This window comes from Cylindrospermum stagnale PCC 7417, from assembly GCF_000317535.1.
Classification (GTDB): domain Bacteria; phylum Cyanobacteriota; class Cyanobacteriia; order Cyanobacteriales; family Nostocaceae; genus Cylindrospermum; species Cylindrospermum stagnale.
In genome coordinates this window covers 3415661-3438596 of sequence record NC_019757.1, presented here as the reverse complement: position 1 = coordinate 3438596, position 22936 = coordinate 3415661, and the positions used below count along the sequence as shown (strand labels likewise).

Annotated in this window: 20 protein-coding genes and 1 tRNA gene; 11 read left to right on the top strand and 10 right to left on the bottom strand. The window is 42.8% G+C overall.

Annotated elements, in window-relative coordinates; all coding sequences use genetic code 11:
- Positions 1–127: 127 nt before the first annotated feature.
- Positions 128–373 (top strand): hypothetical protein, encoded by a 246-nt coding sequence (locus CYLST_RS14120; protein ID WP_015208396.1) that lies wholly within the window; start codon positions 128–130, stop codon positions 371–373.
- Between the two features lie 57 nt (positions 374–430).
- On the opposite strand, the gene CYLST_RS14115 is transcribed toward CYLST_RS14120, so the two are convergent.
- Together CYLST_RS14115 and CYLST_RS14110 are read right to left on the bottom strand one after the other, a co-directional pair.
- A complete protein-coding gene (locus CYLST_RS14115) occupies positions 431–1006 on the bottom strand; it encodes a DUF924 family protein (protein ID WP_015208395.1) in 576 nt (191 codons plus the stop codon).
- A 5-nt stretch (positions 1007–1011) separates the two neighbouring features.
- Positions 1012–1569: an SRPBCC family protein gene (locus CYLST_RS14110; protein ID WP_015208394.1), complete on the bottom strand. Its 558-nt coding sequence runs from the start codon at positions 1567–1569 to the stop codon at positions 1012–1014.
- Between the two features lie 346 nt (positions 1570–1915).
- Here CYLST_RS14110 and CYLST_RS14105 point away from each other — a divergent pair, with 346 nt between their 5' ends.
- Positions 1916–2110, top strand: a complete 195-nt coding sequence (locus CYLST_RS14105; RefSeq protein ID WP_015208393.1) for a hypothetical protein — start codon at positions 1916–1918, stop codon at positions 2108–2110.
- A gap of 352 nt (positions 2111–2462) precedes the next feature.
- Positions 2463–2547, top strand: a tRNA-Ser gene (locus CYLST_RS14100).
- 5 nt (positions 2548–2552) lie between these two features.
- On the opposite strand, the gene CYLST_RS14095 is transcribed toward CYLST_RS14100, so the two are convergent.
- A complete protein-coding gene (locus CYLST_RS14095; protein ID WP_015208392.1) occupies positions 2553–2996 on the bottom strand; it encodes a DUF2267 domain-containing protein in 444 nt (147 codons plus the stop codon).
- A 350-nt stretch (positions 2997–3346) separates the two neighbouring features.
- On the opposite strand from CYLST_RS14095, the gene CYLST_RS14090 reads away from it, so the two are divergent.
- Positions 3347–4501, top strand: a complete 1155-nt coding sequence (locus CYLST_RS14090) for a CapA family protein (RefSeq protein WP_015208391.1) — start codon at positions 3347–3349, stop codon at positions 4499–4501.
- A 6-nt stretch (positions 4502–4507) separates the two neighbouring features.
- On the opposite strand, the gene CYLST_RS14085 is transcribed toward CYLST_RS14090, so the two are convergent.
- Both CYLST_RS14085 and CYLST_RS14080 read right to left on the bottom strand, forming a co-directional pair.
- On the bottom strand, positions 4508–6202 hold the full coding sequence (locus CYLST_RS14085) for a serine/threonine protein kinase (protein ID WP_015208390.1): 1695 nt from the start codon (positions 6200–6202) through the stop codon (positions 4508–4510).
- A 238-nt stretch (positions 6203–6440) separates the two neighbouring features.
- Positions 6441–8609 (bottom strand): BamA/TamA family outer membrane protein, encoded by a 2169-nt coding sequence (locus CYLST_RS14080; protein ID WP_015208389.1) that lies wholly within the window; start codon positions 8607–8609, stop codon positions 6441–6443.
- A gap of 275 nt (positions 8610–8884) precedes the next feature.
- On the opposite strand from CYLST_RS14080, the gene CYLST_RS14075 reads away from it, so the two are divergent.
- A complete protein-coding gene (locus CYLST_RS14075) occupies positions 8885–10249 on the top strand; it encodes a lipid-A-disaccharide synthase-related protein (RefSeq protein WP_015208388.1) in 1365 nt (454 codons plus the stop codon).
- 185 nt (positions 10250–10434) lie between these two features.
- On the opposite strand, the gene CYLST_RS14070 is transcribed toward CYLST_RS14075, so the two are convergent.
- Positions 10435–11157, bottom strand: coding sequence for a response regulator transcription factor (locus CYLST_RS14070; RefSeq protein WP_015208387.1), 723 nt, complete (start codon positions 11155–11157; stop codon positions 10435–10437).
- Between the two features lie 316 nt (positions 11158–11473).
- Between CYLST_RS14070 and CYLST_RS14065 the strand changes: the two genes are divergently transcribed.
- The 3 genes from CYLST_RS14065 (at position 11474) to CYLST_RS14055 (ending at position 14730) form a co-directional block, all read left to right on the top strand.
- The gene (locus CYLST_RS14065; RefSeq protein WP_015208386.1) at positions 11474–11698 is read left to right on the top strand and encodes a hypothetical protein; all 225 of its coding nucleotides are present in this window, start codon (positions 11474–11476) and stop codon (positions 11696–11698) included.
- Positions 11699–12239: 541 nt separating this feature from the next.
- On the top strand, positions 12240–13571 hold the full coding sequence (locus CYLST_RS14060; RefSeq protein ID WP_015208384.1) for an ATP-binding response regulator: 1332 nt from the start codon (positions 12240–12242) through the stop codon (positions 13569–13571).
- 34 nt (positions 13572–13605) lie between these two features.
- Complete coding sequence (locus CYLST_RS14055; protein ID WP_015208383.1) at positions 13606–14730, top strand: sensor histidine kinase; 1125 nt, start codon at positions 13606–13608, stop codon at positions 14728–14730.
- Between the two features lie 18 nt (positions 14731–14748).
- On the opposite strand, the gene CYLST_RS14050 is transcribed toward CYLST_RS14055, so the two are convergent.
- Positions 14749–15204, bottom strand: coding sequence for a response regulator (locus CYLST_RS14050; protein WP_015208382.1), 456 nt, complete (start codon positions 15202–15204; stop codon positions 14749–14751).
- Positions 15205–16456: 1252 nt separating this feature from the next.
- On the opposite strand from CYLST_RS14050, the gene CYLST_RS14040 reads away from it, so the two are divergent.
- Complete coding sequence (locus CYLST_RS14040) at positions 16457–17110, top strand: translation elongation factor Ts (protein WP_041233105.1); 654 nt, start codon at positions 16457–16459, stop codon at positions 17108–17110.
- 75 nt (positions 17111–17185) lie between these two features.
- Here CYLST_RS14040 and CYLST_RS14035 read toward each other — a convergent pair whose 3' ends face one another.
- The 3 genes from CYLST_RS14035 to CYLST_RS14025 all read right to left on the bottom strand — a co-directional run bounded on the left by CYLST_RS14035 (position 17186) and on the right by CYLST_RS14025 (position 21189).
- Complete coding sequence (locus CYLST_RS14035; protein ID WP_041233104.1) at positions 17186–19021, bottom strand: hypothetical protein; 1836 nt, start codon at positions 19019–19021, stop codon at positions 17186–17188.
- A gap of 170 nt (positions 19022–19191) precedes the next feature.
- Entirely contained in the window at positions 19192–20142 is a 951-nt protein-coding gene (locus CYLST_RS14030; RefSeq protein WP_015208378.1) for an ABC transporter ATP-binding protein, read from the bottom strand.
- A gap of 192 nt (positions 20143–20334) precedes the next feature.
- Positions 20335–21189, bottom strand: a complete 855-nt coding sequence (locus tag CYLST_RS14025; RefSeq protein ID WP_015208377.1) for a mechanosensitive ion channel family protein — start codon at positions 21187–21189, stop codon at positions 20335–20337.
- Between the two features lie 209 nt (positions 21190–21398).
- Here CYLST_RS14025 and leuB point away from each other — a divergent pair, with 209 nt between their 5' ends.
- Complete coding sequence (leuB, locus tag CYLST_RS14020) at positions 21399–22487, top strand: 3-isopropylmalate dehydrogenase (protein WP_015208376.1); 1089 nt, start codon at positions 21399–21401, stop codon at positions 22485–22487.
- 113 nt (positions 22488–22600) lie between these two features.
- Entirely contained in the window at positions 22601–22861 is a 261-nt protein-coding gene (locus CYLST_RS14015) for a hypothetical protein (RefSeq protein ID WP_015208375.1), read from the top strand.
- Positions 22862–22936 lie beyond the last annotated feature (75 nt).

Genomic DNA, 22936 nt, shown 5'->3' with positions numbered 1-22936 from the left:
TTGTAATTTTTAGTCTTCGGGAAAACCAAAATTTATGCATCTGGGATGATCTCACCCGGACTTCTCTTGTGAGTCAATGTATTTTTTAAGAGATGCAAAAATTAATATTCTCCGGAGATAAAACTTTATGTCATTATCGCAGGTTAATGCCTTTTATGAAGTTTTGATATCGAATGAAGCTATTTATGAACAATACTTTAATAAATGCTGTCGGCGAGGAATATTAGCCAGTTGGCATTGGGATAAAACTAAAATTGTCAATTTTGCGGCTACTCTTGGCTACAGCTTCAATGAACATGAACTAGATCAGTTATGGTTTGAAAGCGAACCAAGTTTGTCTGATAATTCACTGAATTTATCGGCATACGGTTAGTAATTAGCAATTATTTAAAACGCTTTCCCAATCGGGGAAAGCGTCTTGATCATATCCCTAAAATGATGAACCTGGAAGCTGGAGAAACTCTTCTTCTTTTGGTGTCGAAGTGCGGTTTAAAATGCTATTGCGATGTGGAAAGCGTCCAAAACGCTCGATTATTTGCATGTGTCGAAAAGCGTACTCAATCGCACCCACGCTATCAGGATCATGACTGAGTTGCTGAAATAGCTTTACACACTGACGCTGATCAGCTAGGCTTTCACTGTGTTCAAAGGGCAAGTATATAAACCAGCATTGTACAGGCAATAATTTGCGATCGTAGCCTTGGGTAACAGCGTGTTGGGCTGCTGAAATTGCTTCCAAGTCAGTCGCAAAGGCTTCGGCGGTATCGCGAAATACATTTCGGGGAAATTGATCCAGCAGCAAAATTAGGGCTAGACAGCTTTCAGGTGTATCGAGCCAATTGTCTAAATATCCCGTTGCTGCCTGTTGGTAATCTGTGAGAAACCTGGTTTGCATTTCTCGGTCAAAATCTGTTTTTTTGCTAAACCAAACTTGTCGAGGTTGACCATAACCTGGTTCATCTGGATGACCAAACCAAAATTCCAAAATTGCTTTTGCCTGTGACATTGCTGTTATTGACCGTTACAAAGCACTTGTCGCATTTTCCGCAGATTAGCAGGCAACTCTAAGTTCATTGCTTGTTGAACGAAAATTGAGGGTATGGGGATATTAGGTGTCGCTTGGACTGTATAAGCGAGTATTGTGCCGTTACCGCAATCTTTTAGCTCTAAATTAGCATTAAAGTCTTCAAAGGTGCCTTTCTCCATCCGAAATTGAATTTGCTGCCCCAAGACTTCGACGACGTTGAGGTAAATTTCAACTTGAGCAGTGACAAAGAAAAAGGCTTTTTGTGCCGCTTGATACAAATGTTTGACTTCACCTTTAGACAAAACTTCGCTTTTGGTGATATCGGGAAAATATTGCACCCAACGGGGGTAATCAGTGACTTGCTGCCATACATGCGATCGCACTAACGGTAAATACATACTCGCAGTCACAGCACCACCCCAAGTCGTGTGCGATCGCGTTTGTACCAAAATTTCACCCTGTATCAGCAATCTTTGCTTGTCTTGGCTCCAAGGCATATCCGAACCTGTAATAGTTTTGTCTGAGATATGAGACGCAGACATAGTGATTTTAGTTACTCCTCAACTCATCCACATTCCCAAGGGGCTAAAAAACCATCAAACTTGATCGAGTTTAACCTACTCAACTTTAGTTCCAGCACATTTTAGAGATTTTCCGGACATGATCATTATTTCTGTAAGCTACTTGAAAGCTGCACTTAGTACAAAATTTACAGTATATATGCTAAAACTACTTGTTCAGGCGCAACACTTGTGGATGAAAATCGGAGTTGATCGCAGCTAGAATGGCACAAACACGATTTAAAAATCAAGAAAGAAAACTTCCTACAGGAACCACTTCGTGATTAGGTGTAACCATAACTTTATTTTAGGTTGAGAGGGAAATTAGGTGAGTCAGTCTTCCTTAAATCGCAAATTAGCCCAGACTTTCGGTATCTTACTAGGCTTGGGAATAGCCGTTTGGGTACTGAGAGGCTTTGGCATTCTCACTTTTATTCCCGGTGGCATAATTTGGCTGTTGTTACTGTCCGCGATCGCTGTAGCGTTGATCAGTTACGCTCAAAGGATATGGTGGCGTTTTTAATCTCAAAGTTTATTGAGTTTTCGCCGAAAATACTATCCTGCCGATGTTTTACACAAAAGCCCATTGCTGACAATTTCGGGTGATGCGTGCAGATTCCACATTCTGTCTCATAGACAGCAGACAATAACCGGGATACAGAGAAAAAATCTCGCCTTTTCTTTTTTAACTTTCACCTTACTGACTTTTGCTGGGTTTCATTTTTGCCATAACAGAAGAGTGCGATCGCTTTCAGTCACAAGCCTATATCTGGGCTATAATCATTTATTGATAACAGCATGAAAAAATACGTGATAAAATTTAAGAATCACAAGTGAAGTGCTTTTTTGACGTGAAAAGTTAACTTTGTTTGTTTGGAGAGGTGTCCGAGTGGTTGATGGTGACGCACTCGAAATGCGTTTTGGGGAAACCCAACGGGGGTTCGAATCCCCCCCTCTCCGTTGAATTAACCGGGTACTGTTTCAATCCAGAGTTCTCGCAACGCTGGCGGCAACATGTTAATCACATCTTCAATCTCTCCTTGGGAAACCCGCTGGGCAAGAATCTTGAAGACAGCGCGCACAAGATACTCAGCATCGATTTCCGGATCGACATTGTGGAAGTAATCACGGATATGGCTGAGGAATTGTTCCTTAGTCCGATCCTTCGTCGGGGTTGCCCCTGGCCTCCAGTTTTCGTAGTAGAATCCAGCTAGTAAGATGGGTAACTGCGCTCCTAAATGAGCTGCTTCTTGGACGGTTAGGCGATCGCGCAGTGCGTGTAATGTGGCTCGCAACCCTTGGAAAACCCGGTGCTTATTTTCCCAACCGAGTTCTTTTGCTAAATCATTGATCCAAGGAATCGTTTTCTGAAGAGTAGCATCGAAGATATCCAATCCTGTCATTGTCATCATGACACCTCCGCTATTGTGCATCAGAATTCTTGCTAAATGCTAAATGCTTTGAAAAGCAAGACGAATTGCTGATTGGCTCTTTATAGTTTTACCCTCACCTGCGAAGATCCTAGAAAAATTAGAATCCTATTTCTTCTAGCCAATGGTGCATGATTGTGCTCTTCTTCCTCTATCTAGCAGATGAGTCTACACCTCTGACTATGTGCTTTCAAGTAGGAAAATGGTAAACCTAGTCCTCAGTAGCATTCCCCGATTGAGCAATCGATTTTTTGGCAAAAACAACTAAACTATACCTTATAAATACGTAATTTTAGGCTACACTAATGCCATCGTGTGAGGAGTGAACGATGGCAAATCGTAGCCAGGGGCGAATATTCTCATTTGGTTTTATCGGGTTCTGTTTTTGTGTGGGTATTAGTATCGGAATCATCATCCGGTTTGGGCAATTACAGCGAAGTGACGCTGCTAGCACACCCACTGAATCTGTACCATTTCCGTTTTCCGACGCTGAAGCACAGCCAACCGCTTCAAATACCATCACCATCAAAGCCGTGGGCGATATTATCCCCGGTACTAATTTTCCTAGCAACAAACTGCCGCGCGATCGCAATCAACTGCTGCCAAAGTCTGTCAGAGCCTACTTACAAGGATCGGATATTTTGTTTGGTAACTTTGAAAGTAGCTTAACAAACCATCCCTACACTGCCAAAGATATCAGTCGCGGAAAAACTTTTGCCTTTCGGTCACCACCTGCCTACGCCCAGTTATTTGCTGAGGCTGGTTTTAATGTGTTCAATATGGCGAACAACCACGCAATGGACTTTGGTTCAGTGGGGTTCCAAGATACAAAGAAAAATCTTGAGGCTGCGGGAATTAAAACATTAGGTCATAAAAATCAAATTCTCTATTTAGAAGCCAATCAAATTTCAGTAGCAATGATCGGCTTTACCACCTATAACTTATACAATTCTGTCAACGATTTAGAAGCAGCCAAAGCACTGGTAGAAGAAGCCAAAAATAACGCCAAAGTTGTGATCGTGTCGATGCAAGTGGGAGCAGAAGGAACTGCGGCGCTGCACGTTAAAAATAAAACAGAGTTCTTTTATGGGGAAGATCGGGGCAATTCGCTGAAGTTTGCCCGGACAATGATCGATACAGGAGCAGATTTAGTCCTGGGACATGGGCCCCACGTTCCGAGAGCCATCGAAATGTATAAAGGAAAAATGATCGCCTATTCTTTAGGCAACTTTTTGGGATACCGGACTTTAGCCACAAATGCCCAAACTGGTTACTCAATGATTTTATTCGTCAAACTCAACTCAGAGGGAGATTTAGTATCAAGTAAAGTTATCCCAGTTCATCTAAATCGCCAAGGTATTCCGCAAATCGATCAGCATTTTCGGACTGTGGGACTTTTGCGTTATTTGAATAATTACGATTTCCCTAATGATCCTGTAGAGTTTAATCAACAAGGAGAAATTGTGGTGTTCAATAGCAAATAACCTGAACTAATTGCCTTCTGGCTTTTCCACTGGCAACTCATCCTTCTGGGATTGACTTTCAACAGGTGACTTTTGTTTGGTTTCCTGTGTGGGAACTACCACAGCAGGATCTGATTTCTGGGGTTCCGTCGGTGGTGGCGCTGCTGGGATGACTACAGAATTTTCCGGTATTGCAGGTTTGGATGGGGTGGAATCTTGACTAGAAGCGGGTGAGTTATTTTGGGGCAATGGCTTGGGGGCAGTTTGACGAGACTCCCGAATCACCCGCAGCGTATCCAATACCGAAGGCGCGGGGGCAGCAGTTGGTTGAGATGAAGGTTGCTCTGTGTTACGGCGTGGCGATGCTTCAGAGTTATTTTGAGGCGATGGCGATCGCGAAGCATCTCGTAGAGAAGCCCTGCTGCTTTGAGCAGATCGCACTGGAGAAATTTTAGCGCCACTAGGATCTGCTTCTGGGGAAACACGATCATTGCGCTTGCGTCGCTGAGAATTCGTAGAGACTGGCGCCGATTCAGTTGGCGAAGAGGTTTCAGTCTTTTTACCCACAGGCGACGTTGCACTTTTGGTACTTTCGATAGAAGGTATTGCCTGTGCAGGTTTTTCAAAAGGCTTTTCTTCAAAAAGCGGTTTAGCTACTGGCTGCGGCTGAGATTTGGGGAACAACTTCGTGATATTAAAACTTGCTGTGGCGGCGATAAGTGCTACACCTGCGCCAATAAACACCTTAGATGAAGCCAATTTTTGAGCTGGTGATGCCACTTTTGCCGAAGCTGATGGTGCTTGATTGTGACTTTGGGCTGTTTTCTCCAGCAAAATTTCTGGCTGCTGCTGGACAGATAAATCGATGGTAGGTACTGTGTGAGTGAGTACCGCTGGCGGTGTCACATCCAGCCCAGTTCCAGGTAATAATTGCAACCATTCTGCAACTGTCGCCGGTCGAAAACGAGACTCTACCGCCATACCGCGCATTACCGCCTGATTAACAGCAGCACTCAAGTGGGGTTGCAGTTCGCGGGGGGAGGGCATTTTTTGGCGATCGCGTAGTAGTGACGGAATGGGAACTTGTGCCGTTAGCAGTGCATACAAGGTGGCGGCCAAACCATAAATATCTGTTGCTGGTGTGCGCGGTGCTTGCGTCATATACTGCTCAATTGGGGAATAGCCCTCAGAAACTATCCCTGTGTGCGTCTGCTGCACACCGCCATTAAATTCCCTAGCAATGCCAAAATCAATCAGCACTACCTCCTGAGTTCCTTGACGGAGAATGATATTATCCGGTTTAATATCTCGGTGCAGCAAACTATTCTGGTGTACTACCTGCAAGGCTGCGCCAATTTGCCGGATGTAATGAATTGCTGTTGCTTCGGGCAACGGTATCCCTGGGAAGACAAATGCCTCTCCTAAGGTTTCACCAGGAATGTATTCCATCACCATGTAAGGCAGCCCAGCCTCGACAAAAAAGTCACTGACCCGGACAATATTGGGATGGACACAAGTGGCTAATCGTCTGGCTTCATCTTGGAATTGGCTCTCAAACTTGGAAAAATCAGGATTTTGTCGCAGCCGTTCATTGATGGTTTTCATCACTACCTCTTGACTCAAGTAGTGATGCATAGCTTTGAAGGTCACACCAAAGCCGCCGCGCCCTATTTCCTGGATAAGGGTATATTTTCCACTCTGCAAAATTGTGCCTGCTAACATAACGAGTTTTGAGTCCTGAGTCCTTAGTCCTGAGTGGGCAAATTAAGTACTGAGTCCTGAGTTTTCAAAGAAAGATTCCGTCGAGTCTTGGTTAGTCCTGCTTGCCTATACTAGGGGATGATTGAGTTTTTGGATCGCTTTCCAGGGGAAAACTTCCTCATCGTTACCCTAGTTTTGTCCTTTTTACTTTAGCTGATGAGTCCACACTTTCACTAATCCCCAGAAGGCGCCACTGCGGCTAAAAGCGCTGACCTATGCCTATATGCACTCGACCTTGTCCTTGGTCGTTAATGCCATAATCAGCCCGAATTAAGCCCAGGGGTGAGTCAACGCGCAACCCAGCCCCATAACCAAAACCATTACCTGGTTTACCCCTTACCCCTGCTGGATCTCCCAAGACAGTATCACCAGAACCTAAGTCTGAGGCATAGTCGGCAAACAGCACGCCCCCTAAAATTGGGATGATGGGGAAGCGATATTCTGCGGAAGCTAAAACGTAACTGCGACCGCTACCCACTTCGCCTCCGTTGTAACCGCGCACTGAATTGGAACCACCCAAGTTAAAGGTTTCATAAGGTGGTAAATCACCAATCACTGTGCCGGCTTGCAGATTCAGAGCAAAGACTTGTGGCTGTTTACTGTTAAATAGCTTGAGTGGCACGTACTGGCTATAATTCGCCCGTAGACGATTCATGGAAATATTACCTTGACCGAGGAGAGGAATAGATTGTTCAGTACTCAAACTGATGATGGAACCTTGAGTTGGTTTAGTGGGGTTATTCCGCTGGTCTTGGGTGGCGGTGAAGGATACGGTGGTGAGGTCGTCAACCCCAGTTCCACTAAAAGAGAGGGGATTCCCATTGGCATCGGTGGGAGTGATATTGCCGTCGCGATCGCGAATGCTGGTGCGCGTGTAGTTAACTCCTAAGGATGTATCCCAACCGTCAATCGGTTGCTGGAGACTAAAACCACCACCAAATCTAGCTTCCCGCACTTTATCACCGTTAGCTAGTTTAATTTTGTCATCAAAAGTATCGGAAAGTTCCCGCTGACGGAAGGCATTGATGCTGTAGCCTAAGCGATCAGGGTTAGTTGCCCGATAGGGACTGGTGAATTTAGTATCAAATTGCACGTCTTGGCTACTAACACCAACATTCACAACCACGGTATCGTTAATGCCGCCGACATTCTGGTCTTTATAGTTTAAAGTGCCTACTAGCCCCTGATCGGCGTTATAGTTACCGCCCAAATTGACGGAACGTGCCCCAAGTTCTTTGAGTTCATAGATCAAATCAACTTTTGTGGCATCGCCTTCAAAGGCAAGATTCACAGTTTCAAATAAGCCAGTACGAGATAGCTGCTGCGCGTCTTGCCTGGCTAGATTTTCTTGGAAAACTTGACCTGGTTGCAACTTGAGTTGCTGTCGCAAAAAATCTTGTTTAGTGCGTCCCTTTACTGGATTCCCCTGATTATCAATGGTTTTTCCCTTGTCGTTGACAAAGCGAAACTTGATATCGCCGACTAATCCTTCAGCGAGATTTAAGGTGAGGATGCCTTCGCGGCTGGGTTTGATTGAGAGTACCCTAGCTAAACTATAACCATTGTCGGCATACCACTTGTTAATTGTTTGCACTGCTTGCTGGAGTCCAGCGGGACTGATAACTTTGCCTATTTGCGGCTGTAAGCTTTCTAGGGCTACTTTGTAAGTGAGGATACGCGCATCTGATAGTTGTAGCGATCGCACCACGACTGGTTGCACCTGATAGACTACATTCAGCCCGGTGGGCGTAACGCTGCTGTTCACACTGGCGATCGCAAATAAACCTGTATCCAAAATTGCGGCTACGTCCTTTTGTAGCTGGCTTTGGCTAGTTTCTCCCCCCTTCTGAGTTTTAATCACTCGGCGAATTATCTGCTGCAATTCTTGACCAACTCCCACTATCTGCACATCTGTAGCTGTGACGACTAAATCATTGACTATGGTGGGAGGAGTTGGCGGATTTGGAGATTTAGGGATTTGTGGAGTGGGAAAATCTAGCCGTTGGGGAGTTGAGGAATTAGAAAATTCAGGAGTGGGAAAATCCAGCCGTTGGGGAGGTGGGACGATGATTCTAACTGGAGAGTTTTCTTTAACTACCGATTTTAAAATTACTGGGGAATTGTGATTCACACCTGTTTGCACAAATACAGGATTTTGAGAAAATTGCTGAGTAACTACGGTTTCTGGGGAAGCGATGGTAGCGATCGCCTCCACCCGTGCAGGTGCGTCTTCAATGACTGACACCACCACTTCTGGGGCTTTTTCCGCCTGAGTGGCAGCTTTAGCAGGTGCAGCCTTAGCTTGCTGAGTGACATTACTAGCAGCCAAAGTAGCTAAAGTAAAAATTGCCGCAGAAGAAACTCGCATAATATATTTAACCTAATTAACTGGGAGTTAGTTGTGGCGAGGTCAGGCAATGGGGATAATACTAACTTCCAGCGGCTTTGCCGATTTATACCCCCATTGATACCCTTTTGACAAACAGACAGTTGATTGTGATTTTTTGTTTCCTGTCGGCCACTTCTGGCTGTTAGTTGGAGGCTTTTGTCCCACCAGACAAAGCAAAATTTGACTACTGGTTAATTACTATTTTTATCAGAGAAAAGACTTTTTGATCCTGAAAATTCTCAAGGCGAGGTTTTATGAATGATTTATCCCAGTTATCTTTAGCGAATCACGCCCAAGGCGCAACTTCTCGTTTGCAGTTACTGGTTTTAAGTAATGGTCATGGGGAAGATATGATTGCAGTTCGGATCTTGCAAGAACTCCAGCAACAATCAAACCCACCAGATATCTTTGCTTTACCTCTGGTGGGTGAAGGACGTGCTTACCAACAGTTGGATCTGCCGCTGATTGGTTCAGTACGCACTATGCCTTCTGGTGGCTTTATTTATATGGATGGACGACAACTGGTGCGAGATGTGCGCGGCGGTTTATTGTCACTTACCTGGAACCAAATTCAAGCTGTACGCCGTTGGGTTAGTTCTCAAAAAAAATTAGGTAATCAGCAAGCTATTTTAGCTGTGGGTGATATTGTGCCGCTGTTGTTTGCCACTTTCAGCGGTGCTAATTATGCCTTTGTCGGCACGGCAAAATCAGAATATTATGTACGGGATGAAGCCGGCTTATTGCCACGAAAATCAAAAGCTGCCAATTGGGAAAATTTTTCTGGTTCGATTTACCATCCTTGGGAGAGGTGGTTGATGAGTCGTCGTCGTTGTCGGGCGGTGTTTCCTAGAGATTCATTGACGACGGAAATTTTAAAAAAATGGCCGATTCCCGCTGTTGATTTGGGAAATCCGATGATGGATGGTCTGGAACCCAGTTGTTCCCGCCGACAATTTTATAGTGCTGATGCCCAGCAACAAGAGATAATTCGTCCTTTAGTTGTGACTCTCCTACCGGGTTCTCGTCCACCAGAAGCTTATAGCAATTGGGAAATGATCATGATTGCTGTATCTGCACTGATGGCAAGTTTTCGGGAGCGAGATTCTGTTTTTCCCGCGAATGGTACAGTAGTTTTCTTAGGAGCGATCGCATCTGGTTTGGACTGCAACGTTTTGTCCCAAACTTTAAAGGCTCAAGGCTGGCGACTCCATGAATCTTCTCCCATCCAGCTTGATGACCCCAATGTCTTGATATTTAAACAAAAAAATGCTTATTTAATGCTGTCACAGCAGGCATATAATGACTGCTTGCATTTGGGAGATTTGGCGATCGCTATGGCAGGAACAGCCACAGAGCAATTTGTCGGTTTAGGCAAACCTGCGATCGCCATTCCCGGCAATGGCCCCCAATATAACCCTGGCTTCGCTGAAGCTCAAAGTCGTCTTTTAGGAGCATCATTGATTTTAGTAGACCAACCAGTGAAAGTGGCGCAAGTGGTGCAATCTTTGCTGAAACATCCCGACAGCTTGCAAATTATTGCCGAAAATGGTGTACAGCGAATGGGTTATCCAGGCGCAGCCAGACGTATTGCTGACTGTTTGCAGGAACGACTGACTTAAAATCCCCCCACTGCTGAATACCGTTGCTCTTAAAGTGTGATGCAGATGATTTATCTTAGCCCCCCAAATCCTGGGGGGTTGGGAGGAGCTAATGAAGTTTCATAATTAAAGGGAATTAGGATAACGCAGTGGGATTCTTCTTCGTAACAGCAAAAATTTCTTGTCTGGTTCTTCTTTTTATCTAGCTATGCTACTAGCCCAGAACGCAAAGCACGAACAGCAGCTTGAGTACGGTCATCCGCACAGAGTTTATTCAAAATGTTGCGAACATGGGTTTTGACCGTCCCGACAGTAATATAGAGTTTTTCAGCGATTTGTCCATTGCTGCACCCAGCGACTATCAACTCTAAAATTTCCAGTTCTCGTTGAGTCAGGGGGTAGGTTTCTAAAACTTGCTCGTATTCAGTCGCCAGCGCCTCAATTTTTACAGTCTTCGGCTTATCAGACGGTTGGTTATCTCCTGGTATACCCAGCCGCATCTTCCGCAAGACGACGTTGGCGATCGCTGGATCAATCCAAGAGTTACCATTGTAAGTTGCTTGTATTGCCTCCGTTAATTTATTGATGCTTGTCTCTTTCATATAATAAGAATCTGCCCCCGCCGCGAAAGCTGCCAGGACTGCATCTTCTGTGTGATCCATTGTCAGGATGAGAATCTTGGTTGCCGATTGTCCGGTTTCAGCTTGGTAGCGTCTAAACTTGCGGGTGAGTTCAATACCGTCCATGTCCGGCAGTCCAATATCCACCACCGCCACATCTGGCTTCGTAGTTTCCAAAAGTTTGAGTCCTTGAGTGGCATTCGCCGCTTCACCAATAACTCTCAAACCGCTGTGAGACTGTAATGCAGCCCTTAGTCCCATTCTGGTTAAATCATGATCTTCAATTAAAAGAATACTAATTTCACTCATTGGCTACACCCACGCTTACCTGATCGCATCTCTGCAAATTATGACCTTTTGTAAGTGCCTTTTTTTATTTTCCCAAACTAAAGATAGATGATGTTTTACCCAATATGCATCCACCGATAGAAATAACAATATTACTTTTTTTTCATATTAGATAGAGGTAAAAATCTAGCTGGAGGTATATGGCTATTTTCTGAAAAAATATGAAATATGGAAACGAACACGAAACCCTACCACTCCTTTGTCATGACTCAGCCTACATTCATCAAGATTAATTTTTAATATTATCTTATCCAAAGCTTTGAAAAAGTTCACGCGAATGAAAAAATTAAACCGGGTCAAAGCTGCCTTAGGAGCAACAGAGCAAGCTTGGGGAGTCATCTTGAAGCAAATCGAGCAAAATGGCATCCTCAGGGCCGGAAATCAGAGGGACTATGGTATTAGTAAATTCACTAAGGGAAAACCACTAGCGACTAAATTTGCCGCAGAAGGTGATAGCCTAAGTATTTACTCTATTTATGAGCAAAATATTGTATTAATATAGACATATTAATCCAGTAAGCACACAGACACTAATAGCATTGGTTGAGCGATCGACAAAAAAATCGTTGAAACGCAATCAGATCTGATTACTTTAAATTCACCAGTAGGTGTAGTTAGCACATTCAAATTTACCTGGATGAGTAAAACTGCTCAAGCTTCTGGTACCAATGTTTGTATGCAACTCTCACTAATGGCTGAGGACGGGTACTCGCCCACTCAATTACAATTGTCTTGAGCTAGATAAAGTATTTTATTTTACTCTAGATTGACTCAGGCTGTTTTGACAGCAGATCATGTTCAGATTGCTAATTGCTAATTACTCTAAAGTAATTAGCCATGAGCGGAGAAACTGACAACTTAAATGTTGCTGGATATACCCTAAAAGCTGCAACCTTAGCTAACTTGGTGGGGATGATAACAGCGCTCAATGTGCAAAATTCCTGAGTCAATAAAGTCCCAAATATTGCAAATTGTTTAGTTTGATAGTTTGTAAATACAAATGCTATACATCAACCTATGTTTGGCAGCGAAAATAAAAACCGATGGAAGAGACGCTGAAAATTTTGGTTGTAGACGATGACGAAGTAGATCGCATGGCAGTGCGTAGCGCCCTGACTAAAGCAGGTGTTCGCATGGAATTGACTGAGGTAGGCGACGGCAACGATGCCATCTCTGCCCTGGGAAATAATACCTATGACTGCGTTTTCCTCGACTATCGCTTACCAGACCAAGATGGCTTAACCATAATCCACAAGCTACGCTCTTCAGAAATCAAAGTTCCTTTAGTCATCCTGACGAATCAAGGAGATGAACAAGTTGCTGTCGAATTGATGAAAGCTGGTGCTACAGACTATCTATCTAAATCTAGGGTAACATCAGAAACTTTGGCACAGATTCTGCGAAATGCAATTCGGTTACATAGGGCGGAAATGAAAGCGGCTTTGGCAAATCAGCAGCTGAGAGAAAGTCATGAGCAGCTGATTCGGAAGAATCAAGAATTGGAAAAACAACAGCAACAAATTCAGTTACAAAATTTGAAGCTATTGGAAGCATCGCGGCTCAAGTCACAGTTCTTGGCAACCATATCTCATGAGTTGCGGACTCCCATGAATGCCATTATTGGTTTTTCACAAATATTATTGCGTCCCAAGTTTGGTCAATTGACTCATCAGCAAGCAGACATGGTAGAGCGAATCTTAAATAATAGTAAGCATTTACTGATGTTGCTCAACGAAGTTCTCGATTTTTCTAAATTGGAGGCTGAACAATTAGAGTTAAAACCAGAAATTTTTGATTTGCCTAAGGTGATAAATACTACGGTATCTGAAATCCGTTCTCTAGCTGAAGCAAAAAAGTTGTCTTTACTAGTACAAACAGACTTGCAAAATACTCTAGTGTTTAATGACCCAGTGCGTGTGCGTCAGATTTTAGTTAACTTACTCTCCAACGCGGTTAAATTTACAGAATCTGGGAGTATTTGGATTGAGGTGAAAGAGATGCCAAATCAAGTGACAATTGCTGTTCGGGATACAGGAATTGGCATATCTCCAAGAGATTTCAAACATATTTTTGAAGCGTTTCGGCAAGTTGATCAGAGTATCACCCGCAAATATCCTGGCACAGGTTTAGGTTTGGCTATTATTAATTCCCTGGTGCGAATGATGGGGGGTAAGATATTACTCGAAAGTCAATTGGGGGTGGGTTCAATGTTTAAGATTGAGTTACCACGTCAAATCACATTACCGACTATAGCGGTCAATGGTTCGGCTTTAGATTTGGATGATGAAGATATTTTCTGTTCTGCCCAGAATCCTCATCAGTCTCCATCTCAAGCTAGCAAAGCACCAATGGGGTATCCTCATATTAAACTATAGATTACTTTAAGTTACTTCCAAAAGTTGATAAATCATGTCTGTTGTTAAAAATTCTAAGATTGACCGTATCCTCGCCGTTGATGATACTAGAGATAATCTAATTTTGGTGCAAACAATTTTAGAGAGTGAAGGCTATGAAATTGAGTTGGTAACAGATGGTGCAGCGGCTTTGCAACAGGTACAACAATCTCCACCCGATTTGATTCTGCTCGATGTGATGATGCCAGGGATGGACGGTTACGAAGTGACACGTCGAATTCGCAACAATCCCGACCTCAACTATATTCCGATTTTGTTGATCACTGCCTTTCATGAATCTAGCGTTGTTGAAGGCTTGGATGGTGGCGCCGACGATTTTATTCGTAAACCATTTGATACAGATGAATTGTTGGCCAGGGTGCGATCGCTGCTGCGTTTAAAGCACAGTATCGACGAACAACAAAAGATGACACGCCAACGGGAAGACTTTGTATCTCGTCTGACTCACGATTTGCGAACACCCTTAGTAGCTGCCGATCGCATGCTTGCTTTATTTGAGCAAGAAACCTTTTGCAAAATTTCGCCGGAAATGAAACAAGCGATCACTGTGATGATTCGCAGTAACCAAAATTTGATGCAAATGGTCAATACCTTACTAGAAGTCTATCGTTTCGAGGCAGGCAAAAAGACCTTAAATTGGGAGGACTGTAATTTACCCCAGATAGCTCAAGAAGTAGTTAGTGAACTAACTCCTCTAGCAAATGAGAAAAGCTTGACTTTGAAAATAGACACTTCTTTGTTAGATGAACTGGGAGACAATGCTGGTGTAGTCTTGGGTGATCATCTAGAACTGCGACGAGTTTTGAACAACTTAATCGGTAATGCCATCAAGTTTACAGACACAGGCGCTATAGAAGTCCGCATTTTTGAAACCTCAGCCACCGCTACCAATAAAGATGGAGTCACAATTGAAGTTGCAGATACAGGGTATGGGATAGCTGCCGAAGACCAAGCAACAATTTTTGAGCGGTTTCGTCAAGGTAAAAATAAACGCTCAGGTAGTGGCTTGGGACTGCATCTATCGCGCCGCATTGTAGAAGCACACGGTGGCACAATTGAAGTTACTTCTGAAATCGGCAAAGGCAGTGTATTCACAGTGCAACTACCAAAGCACACTTAAATTGTGCTAATGAGTGGGCTATTCCTTACATATCTCAAAAGCCAAGTGCGAATTGAATTTCCCGTAAAGCAAACGGCGAATAATCGCCTCTAAATCCTCAAGCATGTAAGGTTTGCTAATGTAGTCATTAAAACCCGCTCTGAGGATGCGTTCCCGATTGTCCCTGCCAGCTAAAGCCGTGACTGCTACCACTGGAATGTCGCAAGTTAGAGGTTCTCGCTTCAGATAATGCACAATTTCCAGACCGCTAATACCTGGTAACAAAATATCCAACATGATCAAGTCTGGCTGATACTCTTTTGCCACTGGTATCGTCATGAAACTGTCAGTTTGACAAATGAATCTACAGCCGAGTGACTCAAGGGCATAACTAATCAGCAGTAGACTATCATTATGGTCTTCTACTACCAAAACCAAAGGCCAGTGAGAGTTGTGCTTCTTTTCATCACTCATGAATGAATGTGTCAGATACATCTCTTCTCCAGAATATTCAATTGGGATTCATCGTCTTTCTTATGAGAACAGACGAGACATCCCGCGAGCGATCAGATAATGCTCATTCAAGGTTGGCTCGTGTTTCGCTTTCACCAAGTTGATTATCCTTAACCACGCAAGAAAAGGCAAGAAATCCTCAAGCTGAATAGGGTAAGCAGACACTTCTCGATTATACGCAAAATTAAAGAATATTTTCCTAATTACTTCACTATAACTTCATATAAAAAATTAAAATCATAGTTTTAGCTAGGATCTCTGTTGTCAGATCGTATTCAGGTAATACTTAAAAATACGTAGAAATTAAGTAATCAAGGTTGGTGATTATGAGATTACATACCACTGTTTGCAGATAGTTTCTATTAAGAGAATAATAACACAATTTTGCTTAATCATACAGAAGCCGTTAATTGCTTCTGTTCAGTATAGCTAATAAAGAAATCTTTCCTGACAGAGTCTTAAGAACTAGCAGCTTGTTCTCAAACATAGCTTACTCGCAAGAAAAGATAATCAACTAACTAGACAAGGAGAAATTACAATTTTCAGTTAGCCATATCTTCTCAATTCAGTAGCACTCCCTACTAACAGGACGGTATCTTTGGGTTCATTCAGTCCACTGGCTGGGCTGGGCGTAAATAATCCTTTCCCTGATTTGTGCTATCTGTTCGCAAGAGGAAGCAAAGAAAACGTTTGTCTAGACCATTGACATTAATGTAGTATGTATGTAATATAAATAGAATAAACAAAAAACACAATCTCTCAATCAAGTTACTTATCCAGTTGCTGATTAGCTATCTCTAGATCATTTTCAGGAGGTATCTGATCTGAATTGCTCACATTCGATTTAAAGGTCGTTATAACCACCTAAATCAAAGCCAAATTGGCTGCCTGAGTATGCATAGAAGAATAAGAAGCAACAAATCGCCTTTGTTAAGGTATTAAACTGTACAACACAGCAGTGGGCATCAAAACCACTATCTTACAGTAGTTATCATAAAACAATGACATTATTCTTGATTTATATTGTTCATCGTTATTTATTTGTTTAATCAAATCTTGGGAAGCTCGTACAAGACGTATAGAACCTGATTCTGATTTAAAAATGCTAATTTCTTCTATCAAACAGTGGCAAATAACACTACTTTGATCAATAAAATAAATCACCATTGGTCGATAAGTTTAAGCATTTGATTGTGATAGTTGGCAGAGATAACCGTTGTAAATAGGAGGCAAAATAATGGAAATATCTGCACAAGTTGTCAAACAACTGCGTGAAAAAACAGGCGCTGGGATGATGAATTGTAAACAAGCGCTGAAGGAAACGAATGGTGACATCAATAAAGCAATTGCCTGGTTACAACAAAAAAGTTTTGTCACTTGTAACTACACTCGCATTGCGACAGAAGGATTGATTAGTAGCTACATTCATACTGGCGGTAAAGTCGGTGTGCTACTGGAAGTCAACTGTGAGACTGATTTCGTCAGCCGTAGTCAAGAATTTCAAACTTTGGTGCGAGACATCGCCATGCAAATAGCAGCTTATGCAAATATCGAGTATATCCATGTAGTAGACATTCCGGCGGAAGTTATCGCCCAGGAAACAGAAATCGAAATCGGGCGGGATGATTTGGCTAATAAACCAGACAACATCAAAGATAAAATCATTCAGGGACGGATTGAAAAACGCCTGAAAGAAATGTCCTTGATGGATCAACCTTATATGCGTTCCCCAGCTATCACGGTGGAACAGCACATTAAACAGGCGATTGCTAAACTAGGTGAAAACATCCAAGTGCGTCGCTTCAACCGATTTGTACTAGGCCAAGGCATTGAAAAACCAGAAAGCCACTTTGCCCAAGAAGTAGCCTCCCAAATTCGTAGCAAATGATTGAGCTAACAGCAGTAGAGTGGTGGAAACCCACTCTATTGCTTAAATTAAGCATACAAACGATAACCGCTATACTTAGCGTCCAGCTAATAATGCTTTTGTTGCCGACTCCCCAGCTAATTTGACTTGTCTGATTAATCGGAAGTTTAACAATGTTAGAACAGTCAACTCAGCTAGGAATGCCTTAAAAATTGTTATCGTCTGGGAGTATTCTATAGCTGCCCAGGGAAAACTTGAAAATAGCCATACAGCAGGACTATGGGCTGGGGAGATACTCAGAAATTGTAGAATTATTGGTGGCAAAAACATTGTTGTGCCTACGGTGCCAATTGCCAAGAAAGAACGCTTGCGGGTTTTCATCAACAGCATCATTTGAGCTATGGTGGCGTAAATCATCATTAGACTGAAGAACAGAACCACAGCTAAAATTGCCCGCATCTGATCTAAATGGACGAAAGCCTGTTTATTCGGTGCAAGTATAATCCAAACGATGATTGGAGTTGTAGCAATAACCAGGTTAATGGCGATCGCTAATAGTGCAGGGCTTTTTTCGCCCCAAATCAAATCATGCCATAGAGAGTTACGTTCACCACTCTGAGAATGAGCAACGTTTTGGTGTCGATATCTTGCCCAATCTTGTATAGTTTGGCGATGAGGTGAGAGAATGGCAATTAAACTCAAAGCTATGACAAAATTGAATAATACTAAGAAGATAGTTGAATCTTCTAGCCTGTTATTTGAATTTTGCATAGTCAGTCCCAAAAGCATCACTTGAAAACAAGCAACAAACAAATAACTTTGTTTTTTATTCAAGATAGTGGCATTAGGGTTACGGAAGCAACGTTTCATCCCTTGCCAAATACCGTAAGTACATATTCCATAATTTACGATATGGAAGCCGACAACGCTGACCAGATTGGCTCCTATTGGCAAATAGAGAAACTGTAAGTCTTTTAGGGCTAAATCCTTGTAATTATTATGAAACAAATTGGGAAACAGATAATTTGTCATTTCCCAGGGACTTAACAGTCTCAACCAAGCAGTGGGATTGTTTAAGTAGCCGCTAGAAGACGATGCCATGATCATCGTTGTAAATACAAATATGAGAACGGCAGCACTACCTAACCACGGTTGGAAGCTACTAAAGAAACGACTAATTAAGCCAAAAAGCAGGGCGGCACTGTAGAAGAAAAGACAGCTAGCAACCAGAATAGCATAGTAACTAAAAATGTGGCTTGTGGCTATTTCGGCAGAATGCCCAGCCCATAAATGTAGAGGAACTGCCGTGACAACAAAGAGATAAATTAAACTCGGCACTCCTAGCAGCTTGCCAGTTAATATGAGGAGCGAGGACTGGGGACTGAGGCGAATAAAATTTAGTGTGCCGCGATGTTCTTCTTTGGCTAAATCGTTGATCAACAAAAAAGTTCCAGCAATTAAGAGTGTGAAGATAAAAATTACACTCAATGAGAGGAAGGTGTATTCCCAGTGATCTCGCCACCATAATTGCCAATCAATTTGATCGGAGGGAGTAAAATTATTTGCTAAATCACGCTGCAATTTAGCCAGGTCTGTATTGACTTGCTTGAGTTGTTCTTTGATATTTGGGATGATTGTGGGATCGGATAGTTTAATCTGTTGATAATTACTTAATTTCTGGTTAAGTATGTTTTGTTGTTGGTAAAGATGGCTTTGCTGCTGTTCGTACACTTGACGCAGACGAGAGTACTGGCTAGTTAGGGGATAGTCCTCACCAGGTAATTGCGTTAACTGGTACAAAAATATTACCAGTTGTAGCAATAGGGATGAGACAACAGCGATCGCCACATTAAAAGTTTTCAGGCGTCCTTTGAGTTCTCGGAAAAGTTGGGGATTCCATTCGCCCGCTTTGTCTAGTAAATTGAGCATCATAGTCATAAATTCTCCAAAATAAGGGGATTATTGACGACACCAAGTTTGGATAGATATTGATTGTTAAAATTCTTGGAACAGCCTTTTGGCAAAGATTTTTCATCCAAAATCTTTCGACTGAGACGTTTGGCAAGGGACGAAGGTTAAAATCCTTGCATTGGGATGACGGATCAAGATGCTTGTTTATGACCAAGTTTGAGGAAAATGGTTTCTAAGTCTTCTTGGGTGTAGTGAAAATTAGTTAAGGGAATTCCAGTACTAATAAGCGATCGCAACAACTCAGCACTATCTTCCTGTTTACCGGAAAAATTCACCCGCACGCTGTTTTTGCTTGGTATCACCTCCCACTCTTCTACTAGGGGATGATTTTTTAGTTCACTCAGCAGCACTTCTAGGTTACCCAAGGTCGATACTAAAATTTGCTGGCGGGCAAGACGTTGGTAAAGTTGTTGTAGTGAGGCACTTTCTACCAAAAAGCCCAGTTCCATAATTCCTACAGAGGTACACAGTTCCGCTAAGTCGCTGAGAACGTGGGAGGAAATTAAGATCGTCATCCCAGCTTCTTGCAAAGCTTTGATGATTTCGCGAAACTGCATCCTCGCGATCGGATCAAGTCCAGAAACCGGTTCATCTAGCAGCAGTAAAATCGGTTCGTGGATAATAGTTCGCGCTAAACTCAAGCGCTGCTTCATCCCCCGCGACAGAGTTGAAATCTGGCTGTGGCGTTTATTACCGAGTTGAATAAGTTCTAAAACTTCATGTAGGCGTTGAGTACGGCGGGGATCTCGTAAGCAATACAAACGCGCAAAATAATCTAGGTAGTCCCAGACTGTTAAATCTTCATATAGCGGATAGTCATCGGGTAAGTAACCGAGACGACGTTTGAGGGTGGGGTTGCTTTTGTCCCGGAGTAGAGGCTCGCCATTAATATAAATCTCACCAGTAGTTGCTTCCTCAGCTGCTGCTAACATCCTGATGAGAGTTGTTTTACCCGCGCCATTTGGGCCAATCAGTCCGTAAACTTCACCCACCTGGATTTCTAAGTCAACATTGTTAACGACAATATGCCGCTCAAATTCCTTAGTAAGTCCACAGGTACGAATTGCTAATTCTTTTACCATAGCTGCTGGAGTGCGGCTGAAGATTAATAGTTAAACTAACCTCTCTCCAGAGCATTTGTTAGTCTTGTTTCAAAAATAGAAACTGGCTTTACGCACTTTCTTCTTGCTTATGGCCTTAATTACGGTTTGATAAATACCGGAAGAAGTAGGCAAGGTCTACGCCCTACCTACTGTTTAACTTTTATTTTGCCGTCAACTCATTACAGATGGTGATGGGATCACAGAGTAACTCCCACTTGGAGATGAGCCATTAACTGTATACCGCTGTTCGGGAATTGGATATCCAGCCTCGCCAAAGGTTTCGCGTATGGCTTTGTTAGTGTCAAAATACACTTGCCAGTAGTTATCATTACTGCAATAGGGACGCACTGCTAGTACAGGGCCTGCCAGGTTAAAGGTGATAATTTCGACATCTGGTGCTGGATTTTGGATAACATTAGGAATTTGGCTGAGTTTCGCTTTCAAAAGTGCGATCGCCTCATTATGTCCAACATCGTGATGGAGTTGAGCCAGCAAGTCAACGCGACGGTACGGATTGGCGGAAAAATTCTGAATATTGTCAGAAAATATTTTATTATTGGCGACAATTGTCAACACATTATCAGGTGTATTAATACTGGTTGTGAACAGTCCAATTTCTGTAACAGTGCCTGTGACACCTCCGGCTGTGATGAAATCTCCAACTTTAAATGGTTGAAAAATAATTAAAAAAGCGCCTGCTGCGAAATTTGCCAGTAGTCCACCCCATGCTGCACCAATAGCCAGGCCAACTGCTGCTAACAATGCCGCAAAGGAGGTTGTTTCCACGCCAAAAAAGCCCAGAAGTGCCACAATCAGCACAATTCTCAGGGTGACGGAAATGATATTTGCCAGATAATTGAGGAGTGTTGCATCAAGATGTTGGATTCTGAAAGCCCGTCGCACTAACTTGACCGCAAAGTCAATCAATCGCTGACCAATAAACCACAGGAGGATCGCACCGACAATTTTTAGTCCAAACTGAGTTAACAGCGCGATCGTCACTTGCCCAATTTGCTTGAAATCCATAATTTTTGTTTGTACATTTACAACACAATAAAGATAGAACGAAATAGACTACCAATACCTATAGATAGGTTTTTTAAATCTTTAATTTATGTATATTTTATTTCTTAACAATTTGTAGATATTACTGATAAATAAATTTAAAGCTTGATAAATACATTTTGCTGGTTATGATGTTTAATCGGCAAACATTTACCCAGTAAAAATTAGTTATGACTCAGAACTACCACATTACCTTACTCCCTGGCGATGGCATCGGCCCTGAAATAATGGCCGTAGCGGTAGATGTGCTGAAAGTCGTAGGCAAGCGTTTTGATATTCAATTTGAATTCTCAACAGCCCTGATTGGTGGTGCAGCAATTGATGCTACAGGCGAACCGCTACCAGATGTCAGCTTAGATATATGCCGCAATAGTGATGCAGTTTTACTCGCCGCCATCGGTGGTTATAAGTGGGATTCATTACCATCCCATTTACGCCCAGAAGCAGGTTTGTTAGGACTGCGTGCGGGTTTAGGACTATTTGCCAATTTGCGCCCAGCAAAAATTTTGCCCCAGTTGATTGATGCTTCTACCTTAAAGCGGGAAGTTGTAGAAGGTGTGGATATTATGGTGGTGCGTGAACTCACTGGGGGGATTTATTTCGGTAAGCCTAAAGGTATTTTTGCTACAGAAACTGGTGAAAAACGTGGTGTAAATACGATGGTTTACACCGAATCAGAAATTGAACGTATTGGGCGGGTGGCCTTTGAGGCAGCGCGAAAACGGGGCGGAAAACTCTGTTCTGTGGATAAAGCTAATGTATTAGAAGTATCGCAACTGTGGCGCGATCGCATGATCAAACTTGCCGCAGAGTATCCAGATATTGAACTATCTCATTTGTACGTCGATAACGCAGCGATGCAGCTCGTACGCGCTCCTAAGCAATTCGATACCATCGTTACAGGCAACTTATTTGGCGATATTCTCTCTGATGCAGCGGCCATGCTCACTGGTAGTATTGGAATGTTACCCTCTGCGAGTTTAGGCGCAACTGGGCCTGGCGTATTTGAACCTGTTCACGGTTCCGCCCCAGATATCGCCGGACTTGATAAAGCCAATCCCTTGGCCCAGGTTTTGAGTGCAGCAATGATGTTACGCTACGGCTTAAATCAACCAGAGGCAGCAGACTTTATGGAAAGCGGAGTGTTACAAGTTTTACAACAAGGCGATCGCACAGGGGATATTATGTCTGTGGGAATGAATCTTTTAGGTTGTCGCGCTATGGGCAACGCACTGATTCAAATTCTCGAAGCAAAATAACTTTCTAGTCTTAGCTGGGAGATTTTAGCATTAGTTACCAAAAGTTTCGGATAAACATCTGAAAGTTTCGGATAAACTAGAGAGAACTCTATAAATTGTATAAAGAGCTTATAGTGTACGCTTTACGACAAGGACAAGCTGATTTTGCTACCCCAAAAAACCAGCCGCCTCTGGTTGATCCCACCGTGATCAGAGCAGCTGGGCAGATTTACTATACCTACTGTGAGGTACATCCCGAAATTGTCGGGCAAGCTTCAGGTGTAGCAATTAGTCGCGTGACTCATCGGGGTAAAGTGATTTTTACTCATCAACCAGTTCTATTACCACAAGAATGTTTCGTGCCGTTGAATCAAATTGAATCCTATATGTACTAGTCATTAGTCATTAGTCAGTAGTCATTAGTTAATAACTGACAACTGACAACTGACCTTTCGGGTATCTCTTGTGTC